The following is a 17,271-nucleotide window of genomic DNA, read 5'->3' on the forward strand; positions in this document are numbered from 1 at the left end:
ATCATGTCCTCGCCATTTATTCATTTACGTGTACATAGCGATTTTTCGATGATGGATGGGCTTAACAAAGTTAAGCCCATTTTGAATAAGGTTGCCGAGCTAAATATGCCGGCAGTCGCCATTACCGATCAAATGAATATGTGCGGGTTGGTAAAGTTTTATTCTACGGCTCATGATTTAGGTATTAAGCCCATCATTGGTACAGACTTTTGGGTCACCAATGACATCTTCGGCGATGAGCCATTTCGACTAACGTTATTAGCCATGAACAATGAAGGGTATAAGAATATCACTATTCTTATCTCTAAAGCCTATTTACGTGGCCACGTAGCGCATAAAGCGGTTATCGACCAAGCCTGGTTAGCTGAACACTCAGAAGGGGTTATTATACTTTCTGGCGGTTTACATGGCGACTTAGGTGTTGGGCTAACTAAAAATAACAAATCGATCCTCGACGCTGCATTGCAGTTTTACCAAACACACTTTGAAGACCGTTTTTATCTAGAGCTCACTCGAACCGGGCGTAATGGAGAAGAAGAGTATCTTCATCGAGCGGTGGCTTTAGCTGAACAAGAAGGTTTGCCCGTGGTGGCCACTAATGAAGTGTGCTTCATTGATAAGGCAGGCTTCGACGCCCATGAAATACGCGTGTGTATTCATGATGGTTACACACTTGACGATAATCGTCGGCCTAAGCGTTATAGCGAACAGCAGTATTTACGCAGTGCTGAGGAAATGCTTGCGCTCTTCAGTGATATTCCAGAAGCCATTGAAAATACGGTAGAAATTGCCAAGCGGTGTAATGTAACCGTACGTCTCGGAGAATACTTCTTGCCACAGTTCCCTACTGGCGGCATGACCACAGAAGACTTTTTAGTCAAAGTCTCTGAAGAAGGGCTGGAAGATAGGCTCGAATTTTTATTTCCTGATGAAAATGAAAGGAAGGAAAAGCGCCCAGCCTACGACGACCGATTACGGATAGAGCTAGAAGTTATCAACCAAATGGGATTCCCTGGCTACTTCCTCATCGTGATGGAGTTTATTCAGTGGAGTAAAGACAACGGCATTCCCGTAGGACCGGGCCGAGGCTCTGGTGCGGGCTCGCTCGTGGCCTATGCACTGAAAATTACCGACTTAGACCCACTAGAGTTTGACCTACTTTTCGAACGTTTCTTGAACCCAGAACGTGTTTCCATGCCAGATTTCGACGTAGATTTCTGTATGGACAGACGTGATGAAGTGATAGATCACGTGGCAGAATTGTATGGGCGTCAGGCGGTATCTCAAATCATTACGTTTGGTACCATGGCGGCTAAGGCTGTGGTGCGCGATGTGGGGCGGGTATTAGGTCACCCCTATGGTTTTGTTGACAGAATATCGAAACTTATCCCGCCTGACCCTGGCATGACGCTAGAAAAGGCCTTCGCGGCTGAACCCCAACTTCCCGAAGTATACGAGCAAGATGAAGAGGTTAAAGATCTCATCGATATGGCGCGTATTCTTGAAGGGGTTACACGTAATGCTGGTAAGCATGCTGGTGGGGTGGTTATTGCACCTACCACGATTACCGACTTTTCTCCGTTGTACTGCGACGATGAAGGGAAAAACCCTGTCACCCAATTTGACAAAAATGATGTTGAAACGGCTGGCTTGGTAAAATTTGACTTCTTAGGCCTTAGAACACTGACCATTATTCAGTGGGCGATCGATATGATCAAAGAAGGCAAAAATATCGATGTAGATATTGCAGCCATTCCCCTTGAAGATAAGCGAAGTTTTAAAACACTACAAAATGCAGAAACTACTGCGGTATTCCAGCTAGAATCCCGAGGGATGAAGGAGCTTATTAAGCGCCTTAAACCAGATTGCTTTGAAGATATAATCGCATTGGTAGCCCTGTTTAGACCCGGCCCACTTCAATCGGGTATGGTCGATAACTTTATCGATCGAAAGCACGGTAGAGAAGAAATTTCCTATCCTGATGCTGAATATCAGCACGAGTGCTTAAAAGAAATCCTTGAGCCCACCTACGGCATCATCTTGTATCAGGAACAGGTGATGCAGATTGCGCAGGAAATGGCTGGGTATTCCCTTGGTGGCGCTGATTTGCTGCGTCGAGCAATGGGTAAGAAAAAACCTGAAGAAATGGCGAAGCAGCGAGGGGCGTTCGCAGAAGGCTCGAAGAACAATAATATCGACCCAGATCTCGCCATGAAAATATTCGACCTAGTAGAGAAATTTGCGGGTTACGGCTTTAACAAATCTCACTCTGCCGCGTATGCGTTGGTGTCTTACCAAACGTTATGGTTGAAAGTGCATTACCCTGCGGAATTTATGGCCGCAGTAATGTCTGCCGATATGGATAACACAGACAAAATTGTTACCTTGGTGGATGAATGCGATCGTATGGGATTAGAGATCTTGCCGCCTGATTTGAATGCTGGGAAATATAAATTTACGGTAGATAGCGAAGGCCGTATTGTTTATGGCATTGGTGCAATCAAAGGGGTGGGTGAAGGCCCTATTGAAGCCATTATTGAAGCGCGTGAAACCCAAGGCGCGTTTAAGGATTTATTCGATTTTTGCGCAAAAATTGATGTTAAGCGCGTCAATAAGCGCGTATTAGAAAAGCTAGTTTTATCAGGGGCCATGGACAACTTGGGCCCTCATAGGGCAGCGCTTATGGCCACGTTACCCGAAGCGATAGCGGCGGCTGGTCAGCATGCAAAAGCAGAGTCGTTTGGTCAATCAGATATGTTTGGTTTATTAACCACCGAACCAGAAGACGTACTGCAAGCGTTTGCGGATGTACCTCAGTGGCCTGAAAAAGTGTGGCTTGAAGGGGAGAAAGACACCCTAGGTTTGTACCTTACGGGGCACCCAATCAACCAATACGCCGATGAAATTCGATATTATACCGAAGGTCGGCTGGTGGATTTAAAGCCTACGGGTAAAGATCAAATGGCCAGTGCTGTGGGTTTGGTATTGGGCGTTAGAGTAATGACCAACAAACGGGGTCGCCGCTGGGCTATTGTTACGTTAGACGATAAAAGCGCTAGAATAGACGTACGATTCTTTCCAGATATGTACGAACAGTTTGAAAGTGTACTGGAAACTGACAAAATATTGCTCATAAAGGGACAGGTCAGCTTTGATGATTTCTCTGGGGGCAATACAATCACCGCCCGTGATGTAATGGACATAGTTCAAGCACGGGAGAAAAACGCGAGAGCACTGGCCTTATATGTAGATACCCAGGTGCTTGAACAACAGAAAATGAGCCAGTTGCAATCTATTTTGCAGGCTTTTAACGGGGGTAGTTGTCCTGTTCAGTTAGCCATAACACACCCAGATGTTGAGGCAACATTGGCGTGTAGTGCTAAGTGGTATGTAACACCAGAAGATCAACTACTTCACGACCTTAAACAGTGTTTAGGGGAAAAAGCCGTATCAATCCTCTACCATTAAGGGTCAGAGTTCGATAGATTGACTATCTCGCGTTGGCACTGATGAGCGTAGTACGAATAGGACATAAAATGAGTATACAGTTTTTGGACTTTGAACAGCCAATAGCCGAACTAGAAGCAAAAATCGAAGAGCTAAGGTTGGTAAATCAAGGCGGTGAGTTTGACGTAGGCATTGAAGAAGAAATCAATAAGCTTCGCGGTAAGAGTGCTGAGCTATCAAAGAAGATTTTTTCTGACCTAGGTGCATGGCAAGTGTCTCAGCTTGCTCGTCATCCCATGCGGCCTTATACACTGGATTATATTCCGCGTATCTTCACTGAATTTGATGAATTAGCTGGCGATCGTGCATTTGCCGATGACAAGGCTATCGTCGGTGGTCCCGCCATGCTAGATGACCAGCCAGTGATGATCATAGGCCACCAAAAAGGTCGCGATACCAACGAAAAAATAAAACGTAACTTTGGTATGCCAAAGCCTGAAGGCTATCGAAAAGCGTTGAGACTCATGAAAATGGCTGAGCGTTTCAATCTACCGATTATCACCTTTATTGATACGCCTGGGGCGTATCCAGGCGTGGGTGCAGAAGAACGTGGTCAAAGTGAAGCTATTGCAAAAAATCTTTTTGAAATGGCAGAGCTAAAGGTGCCTATCATCTGTACCGTAATCGGTGAAGGTGGCTCAGGCGGCGCGTTAGCTATAGGGGTGGGCGATCGCGTGAACATGCTGCAGTACTCTACTTATTCAGTTATTTCGCCAGAAGGCTGTGCTTCAATTCTTTGGAAAAGCGCAGAAAAGGCACCTTTGGCGGCGGAAGCGATGGGGGTAAGTGCACCACAAATTAAAGAGTTAGGCTTAATCAACAGTATTGTTGAGGAGCCTCTTGGGGGTGCCCACCGTGACCACAACGGTATGGCAGCAAACCTGAAAGCGGTGCTTAAGCAGCAATTGAGTCAACTTAAAACACTTGATAATGCTTCTCTCATGGAAGAGCGTTATCAGCGACTTATGTCGTTTGGTTACTGCTAGGTATTAAGCCTTATGGCCGCCCGTGAGTAATATCGTTAATCGTATCTGCGATACGCTTCATCATCTTCTTGAGAGCGTTGAGGTAGACCCATCTCCAATTTTGACGGTGGCTTACAGTGGCGGCGTAGATTCTACGCTATTACTCCATGCGCTCGCGCACTATCGGGATCGTCACGATCTCGACGTCCACGCGGTACATGTTCACCATGGCTTAAGCGACAATGCTGATTCCTGGCTAGCGCATTGTGAACGTGAATGTCGATTTCTTGATATTCCTTTTACGGCTAACAAGGTGGATATTGAACAAACTACCCGCACCAGCTTAGAAGCCCTTGCGCGTAATGCGCGTTATGCGGCGTTGCATGATTACTGTAAGCAACACAACAGTATTTTATGCCTAGGGCAACATAGCGAAGATCAATTAGAAACGGTATTACTTCAACTTAAGCGCGGTGCTGGCCCTCAGGGATTAGCCGGTATGGGCGCGTTTCAGTGGCGTAATAAAGTGCTCACACTGCGACCCATGTTACAAGAGAGCAAACAAGACATTCTTAGTGCGGCCCAGCAGCTCAACTTAAATTGGGTAGAAGATGAATCTAACGCTGATACCCGATTCGATAGAAACTTTTTACGCAATGAAGTGTTACCTCTGTTAACTGCGCGTTGGCCTCAAATGGCAAAAACCACAGGCAGAAGTGCGGCGCTTTGTGCCGAGCAGTCGGCCTTGTTGGAAACAGAGGCGAAAACCCACCTTTCTCGCTGTGAAAGCGTTTCTGCATTTGGAACTAGTATGCTTAGTGGTAAGTACATACTATCGCTATCTGACAGCTGGAAAAGAGCCGTGATTAGGCAATGGTTCGCCTCTAAGGGCGCGCTGGCACCCAGCCAAGCTCAGTTAGTACAAGTGCTTAATATGCTAAATGCGAGAGAGGATGCTACTCCCAAAGTCACTTTTTCCTGGGGGTACGTGGCGCGCTATCAGGGAAGTCTTTACTGGGTGAATAATGCCGACGAGCGGGTTAAACGGGAATTAACTTTACCAGAAGGCAGCACACTAACGCTTGCATGGCTTAACTTACAATTACGGTTTGAAAGCAATTTTGAGGAAGAGAAGCCTTTACAGCTAGTGGTAAAAACGGATGTTAAGGGATTAAAAATCAAACCGGCAAACGCTCAGGTAAGTAAACCGCTTAAGGACTGGTACAAGTATTGGAAAATTCCTGTTTGGGAAAGAGCAAAAATTCCGGTGGTGTTCTTTAAAGAAGACGCTATTGCCTTATTGATTAACGGCGACGTGGTTCGCCTTCATCGTTGCCCAGCGTCTTTTCAACTCACTGTGGTCTCTAGTTAAACCCGTGATATAGGGTGATGCGATTCAACGCTCTTTCCAGATAAAACCGCAACAAATACGGCAAGCCATTGCCAGGTGGCAATGTCTGAACGATTCAAATGGTCGTGAGTAGTACTGAGTCCTGGTTAAGCCGCTTGATAGCTGTTTTTACCAGAATGTTTAACTTTGTATAGCGCAGTATCAGCCCGATCGAAAATTGACGCTAGGTCGTCTCCTTCTCGAAACACTGCACCACCTAAACTACAAGACACATTCATTCTCGAAAGATAGGCAGATTGATTTATTGAAAGCTGAATTCGAGACGCCGCACAGGCCAATTGTTGCTGAGTTTGGCAATCTAATACCACACAAAATTCGTCTCCACCAAAGCGGAATGCTTCGTCTTCATCACGCAGCACATTGAGTAATTGATTCGCCACCGTGACCAAGACTGTGTCTCCCTCGCGGTGACCGAAGTTATCGTTAACTTGCTTAAAGTTATCCAGGTCAATAATCAATAACGCAAACGCTTCTTCATGACGCTGTGCCCAGCCTAACTGGCGAGTAAGCGCTTCATCGAAACCGCTGCGGTTGCCTAGCCCTGTTAGCATGTCTTTCGTTGCCATTTTTCGCATTCTACGAAAGCTAAGGGCGTGAGCGAGTTGTTGATTAAATATGCTATGTAACTGTGCTAATACGTTTTGCTGTGATAATGACAGGGAGCGAGTCATATAGTAATAGGCGCTGTGTTTCTCATCTGAGGATGAATCTGTCAGCGTGTCAGTATGCAAGGGGAGTTCAATCAGCACCGCTGAAATAGGAGCGTTACCGAACACCCAGCGAGAATCAAAATCCGACAGGCTAAAACCAGTGATAGGCATAAGCCCCGATAACTGGTTAAAGTAGAGGTTACTTAACTCATCAATCTCTAACGTTGACAATAATTGACTAACGAAGTTGGATAGTTCACTAATAGATAACCCTTGCCCTGCGCTAGCCGACGGGTAAAAGTTGTCATGTTGTGTGCTATCGTAGATAGTAGTTGAGAAATCCACAGGTTCGCCCCTTGTTGCAAAACGCTTTTAAAATGCAAAATTAATTTTGCGTCAAAGCCCTGACGGTTCTGTGTTAAAACAGTGGCAATCATTGCCGTTTTTGCACTAATTAAAGGGTGATTTGCAATCTGGATGCCAAGTATTCTTCGGGAGTGTAAATTTGGGTCACGGCTTCTTAAATATAATTGCGTTAATGCTTATTGCAGTATGCAGTGTGGCAGTGTTCAAACGTATGCAGCTCCCTCCCATTCTTGCTTATTTGTTTGCAGGCGTACTTGCCGGCCCCCAATTACTTGGCCTGTACTCCCATCCGCAAGAGATGCATCTTCTCGCAGAAGTGGGCATCGTCTTTTTACTTTTTTCTCTTGGTTTGGAATTTTCCCTCCCTAAGCTACTTGCCATGCGGTCATTGGTGTTTGGAGTTGGGTTTGGGCAAATGGCTTTAACCACAGGCGTGTTCACCCTAATCCCTTACTTATTTGGCATTCCCCTTAGTGCTGCTGTCATTATTGGCGGCGCGTTAGCATTAAGCTCTACCGCGATTGTGATTAAGCAAGCCAATGAAATGGGAATATTGAATAACCGTCGAACTCAGCTCGCTATCAGTATTCTATTGTTCCAAGATTTAGCCGTGGTGCCTTTTCTCATCGCCATTCCTTTACTCGCCCAAAGTGGCGAGAACAGTATTGCGCTGGCGCTAGGCGGCGCGCTACTTAAAGGTATTTTTGTGGTGGCCTTACTTATGTCTATTGGCAAATGGGTGTTGCCCTGGGTATTTCGAGAGGTGGCGAAAACGAGAACTGACGAGCTGTTTGTCCTAACCACTATTTTGATTGCGTTGCTGGCTGGCGGGCTCACCTACTACTTTGGCTTGTCTATGGCTTTGGGGGCTTTTTTAGCAGGTATGATGTTAGGCGAAAGCCAATACAAGTATCAATTGGAAGCTGATATACGGCCTTTTAGGGATATTCTCATGGGGCTGTTCTTTATTACCGTTGGTATGCAGCTTGACCTTACTGTGCTTTGGGATGAGCTCTTCACTATTGTCTTCGGCGTTATTGGGTTAATGGCGTGTAAGGTGGTACTGGTGCGAATTTGTGCCGCCATGGTAAAGAGCGATAGTTTAGATGCATGGTCGGCAGGGTTTAAACTGTGTCAGATAGGTGAATTTAGTTTTGTTATTGCTGCGCTTGCTACTACCCATGAAGTGCTTTCCAATCAACAGTCTTCACTCATCGTCAGTATGGGGGTCATTAGTATGGCGTTAACCCCTTGGTTAATGACGAACAGTTTAGCCCTTGCTAAGAAAATCGTAACGAAACCCCTGTCTCCTGACGCTACATCGCAATTTAGCCAGCAAACGAGGTTGCAACAACACGTGGTGATCTGTGGCTTTGGTCGGGTAGGGCAGTCGGTTGCGCGTATGCTAAAAATGGAAGGCATTCCTTTTGTTGCCATCGATATCGACCCTGTGCGGGTGCAAGAAAGCCGAAATGCGGGGGAACCTGTTATTTTTGGTGACGCCAGTCAAAAAGACATTTTAACAAACGCCTCAGTGACAAGCGCGAAATTGGTACTGGTGACCTTTGACGAAGCCATAAAAGCAAAACAAGTCATTAGTGCTACTCACCAGATTTCCGCAGACTGTGACGTGATGGTGAGAACCAAACGAGATTATCAGCTAGAGAGTCTTTACAACGCGGGGGCAAATCAAGTGGTGCCTGAGCTACAAGAGGGAAGCCTAATGTTGATTTCTCAAGTATTGCATTATGCAGGCGTGCCCATGTCTCGAATTTTGAAGCGGGTACGCGCCGAACGCAAAGGGCGCTACGATCATTTGCATGGCTTTTATCCAGGGGAGACCACAGAAATCTCCTACGGAACAGAGGATAAGTTAGAATTTATTCATGCGGTTGTCGTGGCTGAAGACGCAGCCTGCATAGGGAAACGTCTTAGTGAAATTGATTTTTCACGCATGCGGGTGAAAGTAAAAGGGCTTAGACGCAGTGGAACCGAGCTGATCGATCCTAGCGGAGAGGCTGAGTTACAGCCCCACGATGTCTTGGTGATAGCAGGCAAGCCCCGACGAGTAGAACGTGCAGAAAGAAAGTTGTTAGAAGACGTTTAACTTAAGCAACTTTGTCTTTTTTCAGCGCATCAAACTGTTTGTTGAGATCATATTTTTCGTCAGTCACAATTTTCTCTAACACAGACACTCGCTCTTTTAATGCCGTAATTTCAGCCTCGTAGGCTTCATTCTGTTCGCCTTTCTTTTGCTCGTGACTTTTGCCTTTGGCGGTTTGAATAATGGCAACAATTGACCAACATACAATGCCTACAATAAAGATGGCTGTTAAATTCATAATAATCCCCTTCTATTTTGTAGCGATTGCATCGGAATCGCTACGCCCTTTATGATTTTTTCGTTACTATGACACCTAATACTACAATAGCAGGTTATCTGTGCTTGTCAGTACATTAAATGTACTGTTATTACACGCCGAAGCCTCATCGGTCAGATAAACCACCTAGTAGCCGCTGTTTACGTGATAACAGCGTAAACAACAGTGATGCATTACATTACCTTTATCCTAGAGCAAATTGTTTGCCATAAATTAAAAGTTTTATTATTCAATATCTTAGGGTTTTTTTAATAGAGTGGCGTGCATCATGTATATGAACAAAAACCAAATGATAGTTAAATTGACGAATGATTGATGAAATTAGTCACTCTTTGAGTTCAGAGGAAGATGTAAAGTGGATGACCCACGCGTTATCGCTGGCAGATAAGGCGGCGCAGATGGGGGAGGTTCCTGTGGGCGCTTGTGTGGTACAAGAAGGTATATTGGTCGGAGAGGGCTGGAATACACCAATTACTGACCATGACCCTTCAGCTCATGCAGAAATGGCCGCAATCCGCGCCGCTGCCAAGCAGGTTAAAAATTACCGTACAGTGGGTACTACCTTGTACGTGACGCTAGAGCCCTGTTCCATGTGTGCCGGTATGTTGGTTCACGCGCGTGTAGATAGAGTGGTTTTCGGTGCTTGGGATGCTAAAACTGGCGCGGCTGGCTCTGTGATGAACCTATTGCAACACCCAGCACTGAATCACCAAATTGAGGTTGTACCGGGTGTGCTTGCTGAAATGTGTGCTGAAAAACTGTCTTCATTTTTCAAACAACGTAGAGCGCAGATAAAGTTAGCTAAAAAGAATAAACAGGCGTTAGCTAAGGGTTGCGGTTCAGCTGAGTGAACATGTCACTGGTTACGTATTGCTTGCGACGTTGAAGCACCTTTTGATGTACCCGCTTCAGCATCAGGCGGCGTCTATTATTATTTTTCAATGTTATTCCTTTCTTCATAAATCTACTTCTTTTCATTAACCCTCCTTGCATCACCAATTAGGGAAAATATCGTGGCAGCATTAGCACCAACTTGCTGCGATGTTACTAAGCTTAAATGACACCAAAATGACAAGTTTCAATACGCAAGAATTAAATTTTTCCCTGTTCGTCTAACCACACCAAGCTGTCATAATATCGCCGGATGTTATCAACATACTGCAGGGCTTCATCACCTCTAGCATAGCCGTAATTGGTGGTTCTGTAGTATTTCTTCTGTTTAAGTTGTGGCAGTCGTTGCTTAACGTCTACCCACAGGTCGGGGTTACCCCCTTGGCGTTCGGTTAAAACCCTCGCATCTTCCAAGTGCCCCATCCCAATATTATACGCGGCCATGGCCATCCAGGTTCTATCAGGGTTGCCAATTCGAGCAGGAATACGGCTAAGTAAGCTGGCAAAGTAACGGGCCCCGCCCCGAATGCTTTGTTCTGGGTCTGTTCTATCCTCTACATCCCAGTCGTTCGCGGTATCCATGGTTAACATCATAAGCCCACGAACACCAGTACGTGACACAGCGTCAGGTTTCCAATGGCTTTCTTGGTAACTCATGGCTGCCAATAACCGCCAATCCAAATCTCCCGCGTATTGTTGAAACATGCTTTTGTAGCGTTTCAGTGTGGTTTCTGCCGACTTGTTAAACGCGCGGCTATCGACATAGTCAAAGGTACGGATGTGACCAAAGTATTTATCTTCTAAAACAGTGAACCATCCTGACTGGTGTACGGTGCCAAAATATTCCACCATAGCCGCTTTAATGGAATCGTCTTGTGAGCGATCTAAAGCCCATGCCATAGGCATACTGTCTTCTATCGTCATAGCTACGGCTAAGTTAGGATAACGACGACGTTGTAAGGCGAGTCGGTTACTATCGGCAAGGGTGTAGTCTAATTCGCCCTCAGCCACCTTTTGTAATAATTCTTCAGAGTCTGAATCTTCCGTTGTAATCAAGGTGGGCGCGGCGTCATCGCTCAGGCTTGTTAATAGTTGAGCTTGACTGCTGCCAGTTACCGTAACCACAGGCGCATCGAGTTCAGCCATGTCTCTAGGGCGAGAGGTGCCCGCTTGAAACACTAAGTGCTGGGAAACCGTTTGATAGGCGGGCCCATAGCTAAACCGAGACTGCAACACGTCGGTGACGGCGTCACCGGTGGCAACAATATCCAGATTGCCTTCTTCTAATTGTTCTAGCATAGCTTCGTAGCTATAAAAGGGATATAGGTCGAGGGTTACGCCTAAATAGTCGGCAAAGCCGGCGAGTAATTCATATTCAAAGCCTTGAGGACCTTCTGCACCATTATAATAAGTAGCAGGACCATAGAGGGTTCCTACTTTCACCGATCCTCTTTCTAATAATGAGGACAGCGCGTTAGGAATTTTCGGTGCTCCGCAGCTGGTAGCAAATAAACACAAAGCGATAAAAAATGTAATTTTTAATCGGTTTTTTAAGTCTTGTGACAGCATAGACCTTTTCTTGTTGTTGTTAATTGGGTGATTTTTAAAAAAAACTGCAACATACCCCGAGATGTAGGTTACCAATTCATCATATTTCATCTATAATCCGCGCCGAAATCCTCATCAATTACAGAGACAACGCGTAGCATTGATGGTCGTTGTTTCCAAACAACCAGGTAAAGCAATATGTTGGTCCTTCGAGGCGCTCCCGCACTATCCGAGTTTAACCAAACTAAACTGATTGCAAAGCTGGGTCAATCCGGCATTAAGGTGAAAAGCCTTTATAGTGAATATATTCACCTTGTAGATTCTGTAGGTGACTTGTCGTCGCAGCAAAGAGATATTCTCGATAAACTGCTGACATATGGCCCTGCTAGACAAGCGCAAACCCCATCAGGAACCTTATTTTTTGTTACTCCTCGCCCCGGCACCATCTCTCCGTGGTCTTCAAAAGCTACCGATATCGCTCACAACTGTAAATTAGATTGTATTAATCGTATTGAACGAGGTTGTGCATACTATTTAACGTTTGAGGGAAGCATTAGCGAGAGTGAGTATCAGCAAGTCGCAAGTTTCCTGCATGATCGCATGACTGAAACAGTGTTTGCACAAACACAAGATGCGCAAGCATTGTTCCTACAAGCAACGGCACAAACGTTCACATCAGTAGATGTATTGGCCAATGGTAAAGCCGCCTTGGTTGAAGCAAACCTTAAGCTAGGATTAGCCCTGGCGGATGATGAGGTAGAGTATTTGTTTGAAAGCTTTACTAAGTTGGGAAGAAATCCAACCGACGTAGAGCTTTACATGTTTGCTCAAGCAAACTCTGAGCATTGTCGTCATAAAATATTCAACGCAAGTTGGACAATAGATGGGGAAGCGCAAGAAAAATCCCTGTTCAAAATGATTAAAAACACCTACGAGTTACTGCCTGATCACGTGTACTCAGCGTACAAAGACAACGCGGCGGTAATGGAAGGGTGGCAAGCGGGAAGATTTTTCCCAAACCCGCAATCACACCAATACGAATACCATCATGAGAATATTGATATTCTTATGAAAGTTGAAACCCACAATCACCCTACTGCCATTTCTCCTTTCCCAGGTGCCGCAACAGGCTCAGGTGGTGAAATTCGCGATGAAGGCGCAACTGGACGTGGTTCGAAACCAAAAGCCGGTTTGGTAGGGTTCACGGTATCAAACTTAAGGATCCCTGGTGCAGAGCAGCCTTGGGAAAAAGAGTACGGTAAGCCTCAGCGCATTGTAAGTGCATTGGACATAATGACCGACGGACCACTTGGTGGCGCAGCCTTTAATAACGAGTTTGGTCGCCCAGCATTATTAGGTTACTTCCGTACTTATGAGCAAGAAGTCAATAGCTTTAATGGCGTTGAAGTGCGCGGTTACCATAAGCCAATTATGCTTGCTGGTGGTTTAGGGAATATTCGCCGTGATCACATCGAGAAAGGCGAAATCACCGTTGGTGCTAAGCTGATTGTGCTTGGCGGCCCTGCCATGAATATTGGTCTTGGTGGCGGTGCAGCGTCGTCTATGGCCTCTGGACAATCAAACGAAGATTTAGATTTTGCCTCGGTTCAACGTGATAACCCTGAAATGGAACGTCGTTGCCAAGAAGTCATTGATGCATGTTGGCAGTTAGGTGACAACAATCCTATTCAATTTATTCACGATGTGGGCGCGGGTGGTTTATCAAACGCCTTGCCTGAATTGGTGAATGATGGCGGTCGGGGCGGTAACTTTGAACTTCGCAAGGTGTTATCTGATGAGCCGGGCATGACGCCTCTTGAGCTTTGGTGTAACGAATCGCAAGAACGCTATGTGATGTCGGTCGCACCAGAAAATATGCCGGTTTTCGAAGCCATCTGTGCCCGTGAACGCGCGCCCTTCGCCGTAGTGGGTGAAGCGACCGCTGAGCAGCATTTAAACTTGAATGACAGCCAATTCGATAACAAACCTATCGATATGCCCCTTGATGTTTTGCTTGGCAAGCCGCCTAAAATGCATCGTGATGTGAGCTCGAGAAAAGTCAGCTCCCCCGCATTAGATGACGCAGGCATTACCCTTAGCGACGCCGCAAATCGCATATTGTCGCTACCTACGGTGGCGGAAAAAACCTTCCTGATTACCATTGGCGATCGCTCTGTAACGGGCCTTGTAAGTCGTGACCAAATGGTGGGGCCATGGCAGATACCTGTTGCTGATGTGGCGGTTACTGCTAGCGCCTTTGATACCTATCATGGTGAAGCAATGGCGATGGGGGAGCGTACTCCAGTAGCACTGCTTTCCCATGGTGCCTCGGCTCGCTTAGCGGTAGGTGAAGCGTTAACGAATATTGCGGCGGCTAATATTGGTGATATTCAGCGTATTAAGCTTTCAGCTAACTGGATGTCGGCAGCGGGACACCCTGGCGAAGATGCAGGTTTGTATGAAGCAGTTAAAGCGGTAGGTGAAGAGCTTTGTCCTGAACTTGGGCTGACGATCCCAGTGGGTAAAGATTCTATGTCAATGAAAACCGCATGGAATGAAAATGGTGAAAACAAAGCCGTAACTTCCCCCTTGTCTTTAGTTATTTCAGCATTTGGCGCGGTAAAAGATATTCGCAAAACCGTGACGCCGCAGTTACGTACCGACAAAGGCGACAGTACCTTAATACTTATCGACTTAGGTGAGGGTAAGAATCGCTTAGGGGCGAGTTGTTTAGCGCAAGTTTATTCTCAGTTAGGTGACAGCCCAGCCGATGTGGTATCGGCCACTCGCCTAAAACAGTTCTTTAATGCCATGCAGGCGCTTATCGAAAAAGGCTTGGTTCAAGCCTACCACGATCGCTCAGACGGTGGCTTATTCACCACTGTTGCAGAGATGGCATTTGCAGGTAAAACTGGCGTGAGTATCACTCTTGATACTTTAACGGGCAATGATGTCGACGTTCTGTTCAATGAAGAACTAGGCGGTGTGGTACAAGTATTAAACCAAGATATTGACGCTGTTAACGACCTTCTTACTGCCTTTGATATTGCAGATATTGCGCATGTTATAGGTACAGTAAATAGTACGGATATGATTGAATTTAGCCGGGATGGCGTGGCTGTGTTAGCAGACAGCCGGGTTGCAATGCGAACGACCTGGGCACAAACGACCTATGAAATGCAAAAGCGTCGTGATAACCCAGCTTGCGCTGAGCAAGAACACTTGGCTAAACAGGACGCGGCAGATCCAGGCTTACACGTGGCACTGACGTATGATGTTAATGAAGACATTGCGGCACCTTACATTGCCAAAGGTATAAAGCCTAAAGTTGCAATATTGCGGGAGCAAGGTGTTAACTCTCACTTAGAAATGGCGGCGGCATTTAATCGCGCAGGATTCGATGCTATCGACGTGCATATGAGTGATGTACTGGCGGGCCGAACCACCTTAGCGCAATTTGCTGGCTTGGCCGCCTGTGGCGGGTTCTCGTATGGTGATGTATTGGGTGCGGGTGAAGGTTGGGCGAAGTCTATATTGTTTAATGGTATAGCCAGAGACCAGTTTGAAGCTTTCTTTAATCGCGATGATACTTTCAGCCTCGGTGTGTGTAACGGCTGCCAAATGTTGTCGAATTTGAAGTCGCTTATCCCTGGTACCGAACATTGGCCACACTTTGTTACTAACCAGTCAGCACGCTTCGAAGCACGGGTGGCGATGGTAGAAGTGATGGAGTCAAAATCTGTCTTGTTAGCTGGAATGGCTGGCTCGCGTATGCCAATTGCGGTGTCTCATGGAGAAGGGCAAGCGGAATTTGCCAATCAGGACGCCCTCGCGCAGGTGTCTCATCAAGTGGCACTGCGTTATGTTGATAACTATGGTGCACCTACCATGCAATACCCAGCTAACCCGAATGGTTCTGTGCAGGGGATTACGGGCCTTACCTCGGCCGATGGACGCAGCACTATTATGATGCCTCACCCTGAAAGGGTGTTCAGAGCCGTGGCAAATTCTTGGCGTCCTGACGAATGGCAAGAAGATGGTGCGTGGATGCGTATATTTAGAAACGCGAGAAAATTCGTAGGCTAAAAATGAGTGATCGTTAAGGGGCGGTAAAATCGCTCCTTTTACGCATAAAACGGCGCATCTGTGTCAACTAATTGGCAAGTTGTCAAAAAAATGAACAGAGGGGCTTGTCATCTCTAAGTCACTGATCTATTGTAGTGCATGCAGGGATTGCAGATTGGTTACAGGAGGTTTTGTTGCGGGTTTATCTGGCAAAACGTCAGTATCGATAATAAGAGACGACTAATGAATCGTTCTTCAAAAGGGTTTGGCTTAACCGGAGTGGCTGTGGCTGTTGTGCTGATGTTTGTAACTGCTGTTTTTAGCACTTCAGCAAAATCTGACGAAGCTCCTTCAACGCTAAGTGTGCAGTCTTCAGTTAAGTAGTCTGAAAGTAAAATTCTAAGGGCAGTTTTCGCAAGGAAACTGCCCTTAATCAATTCTGTATCATCATGTATTCTTTACATGACAAAATCATTACCTTTTCCGGTTTTTTTCTCTATTAATCAATTTTTGTTGAGGATGTTTCTTCAGCAATACATAAGTAGCACCAAAACCACCGTGCATGGGTTGTGCGGTATGAAAGGCAATGACTTCCTCGAGTTCCCGAAGCCAATGATTAACATAGCTTTTCTTTAAGGCAGGAAATGGCTTGCTGTTTTCTCCAGTACCGTGCTGGATTAATAGCGCTCTTACCCCTTTTTCGTGGCTTGATATTATCGATTGGTAGAGTGCATCACGGCTTTGCTCAATGTTTAAAGCTTTAAGTGATAAAGTGTATTCCAACGGGTATTTTCCCATACGCAGCTTCTTAAATACCCCATCTTGGATCCCTGGTTGCTGAAAACATATAAAGTCACTCGGCGGGACAGGTTTAACCCCTTCTAAACTTAACGGGTTGGTTAGCTTTTCACGGGTTTTATTTTGCAAAGCTGCACGCTTTTGCTTTTCTGCGAGCGCTTTTTCTGGATCATGTAATAAAGCCTTATCGCCTGATGCAATAGGTTTAACATCCTGCATTTCTGCAAAAAACGAGTCGATATCGTCATTTTCGAATTGGTTCATTTGAATCCCCATACAAGCAACTACCCTTATTAATCTTGGCTAAGGCAAAAAAATCAAAAATTCCTAAATAATGTAGAGCATGTTTGCTTAGTAACCGCTGTCATTGAGTCACTGCTCTTTATACGTGAATAAGCGCGGGTTGATCTATATGAAATGAAACCCCGCTTTAAAAATATCTTTAGACCTATCAGATTATAGAGTATGCCAATTTTTGTGATGTATTTCTCTGTGGCCAGTGTGTTTCCTGGAGCACGCGGCTATTACGCCAGTATTTTTTGACTTAGCAGGGATAAAGCGAGTGTGCCTATGGCGTCCCCAGCTGGAATCGAACCAACATCTAAGCCTTAGGAGGGCCTTGTTTTATCCATTAAACTATGGGGACGTTCTGATTGTGCCCTTATTATACTGAGTTGAATGAAATACGA

At 45.8% G+C, this 17,271-nt stretch carries 11 protein-coding genes and 1 tRNA gene; 7 read left to right on the forward strand and 5 right to left on the reverse strand.

What is annotated here, in order from left to right:
• The first annotated feature begins 3 nt into the window (after nucleotides 1-3).
• The 3 genes from dnaE to tilS all read left to right on the forward strand — a co-directional run bounded on the left by dnaE (nucleotide 4) and on the right by tilS (nucleotide 5,844).
• Entirely contained in the window at nucleotides 4-3,468 is a 3,465-nt protein-coding gene (dnaE, locus tag EP13_RS04730; RefSeq protein ID WP_081869437.1) for a DNA polymerase III subunit alpha, read from the forward strand.
• 68 nt (nucleotides 3,469-3,536) lie between these two features.
• Nucleotides 3,537-4,493, forward strand: a complete 957-nt coding sequence (gene accA, locus EP13_RS04735) for an acetyl-CoA carboxylase carboxyl transferase subunit alpha (RefSeq protein ID WP_044056286.1) — start codon at nucleotides 3,537-3,539, stop codon at nucleotides 4,491-4,493.
• 22 nt (nucleotides 4,494-4,515) lie between these two features.
• Entirely contained in the window at nucleotides 4,516-5,844 is a 1,329-nt protein-coding gene (gene tilS, locus EP13_RS04740; RefSeq protein ID WP_044056287.1) for a tRNA lysidine(34) synthetase TilS, read from the forward strand.
• A gap of 125 nt (nucleotides 5,845-5,969) precedes the next feature.
• On the opposite strand, the gene EP13_RS04745 is transcribed toward tilS, so the two are convergent.
• Nucleotides 5,970-6,878, reverse strand: a complete 909-nt coding sequence (locus EP13_RS04745) for a GGDEF domain-containing protein (RefSeq protein ID WP_044056288.1) — start codon at nucleotides 6,876-6,878, stop codon at nucleotides 5,970-5,972.
• Nucleotides 6,879-7,071: 193 nt separating this feature from the next.
• On the opposite strand from EP13_RS04745, the gene EP13_RS04750 reads away from it, so the two are divergent.
• Nucleotides 7,072-9,006, forward strand: a complete 1,935-nt coding sequence (locus tag EP13_RS04750) for a monovalent cation:proton antiporter family protein (protein ID WP_044058749.1) — start codon at nucleotides 7,072-7,074, stop codon at nucleotides 9,004-9,006.
• 1 nt (nucleotide 9,007) lies between these two features.
• Here the strand turns inward: EP13_RS04750 and EP13_RS04755 are convergent, their stop codons facing one another.
• Nucleotides 9,008-9,241, reverse strand: a complete 234-nt coding sequence (locus tag EP13_RS04755; protein ID WP_044056289.1) for a hypothetical protein — start codon at nucleotides 9,239-9,241, stop codon at nucleotides 9,008-9,010.
• A gap of 347 nt (nucleotides 9,242-9,588) precedes the next feature.
• Here EP13_RS04755 and tadA point away from each other — a divergent pair, with 347 nt between their 5' ends.
• On the forward strand, nucleotides 9,589-10,131 hold the full coding sequence (tadA, locus tag EP13_RS04760; RefSeq protein ID WP_044056290.1) for a tRNA adenosine(34) deaminase TadA: 543 nt from the start codon (nucleotides 9,589-9,591) through the stop codon (nucleotides 10,129-10,131).
• A gap of 241 nt (nucleotides 10,132-10,372) precedes the next feature.
• On the opposite strand, the gene mltF is transcribed toward tadA, so the two are convergent.
• Entirely contained in the window at nucleotides 10,373-11,740 is a 1,368-nt protein-coding gene (gene mltF / locus EP13_RS04765; protein ID WP_044058750.1) for a membrane-bound lytic murein transglycosylase MltF, read from the reverse strand.
• Between the two features lie 177 nt (nucleotides 11,741-11,917).
• Between mltF and purL the strand changes: the two genes are divergently transcribed.
• Together purL and EP13_RS19290 are read left to right on the forward strand one after the other, a co-directional pair.
• Nucleotides 11,918-15,805, forward strand: a complete 3,888-nt coding sequence (purL, locus tag EP13_RS04770) for a phosphoribosylformylglycinamidine synthase (protein ID WP_044056291.1) — start codon at nucleotides 11,918-11,920, stop codon at nucleotides 15,803-15,805.
• A 222-nt stretch (nucleotides 15,806-16,027) separates the two neighbouring features.
• The gene (locus EP13_RS19290; RefSeq protein WP_172655499.1) at nucleotides 16,028-16,168 is read left to right on the forward strand and encodes a hypothetical protein; all 141 of its coding nucleotides are present in this window, start codon (nucleotides 16,028-16,030) and stop codon (nucleotides 16,166-16,168) included.
• Nucleotides 16,169-16,258: 90 nt separating this feature from the next.
• Here EP13_RS19290 and smrA read toward each other — a convergent pair whose 3' ends face one another.
• The gene (smrA, locus tag EP13_RS04775; protein WP_044056292.1) at nucleotides 16,259-16,846 is read right to left on the reverse strand and encodes a DNA endonuclease SmrA; all 588 of its coding nucleotides are present in this window, start codon (nucleotides 16,844-16,846) and stop codon (nucleotides 16,259-16,261) included.
• A 307-nt stretch (nucleotides 16,847-17,153) separates the two neighbouring features.
• Nucleotides 17,154-17,228: transfer RNA gene (locus EP13_RS04780), tRNA-Arg, on the reverse strand.
• Nucleotides 17,229-17,271 lie beyond the last annotated feature (43 nt).

It is taken from the genome of Alteromonas australica (genome assembly GCF_000730385.1).
GTDB classification, from domain to species: domain Bacteria; phylum Pseudomonadota; class Gammaproteobacteria; order Enterobacterales; family Alteromonadaceae; genus Alteromonas; species Alteromonas australica.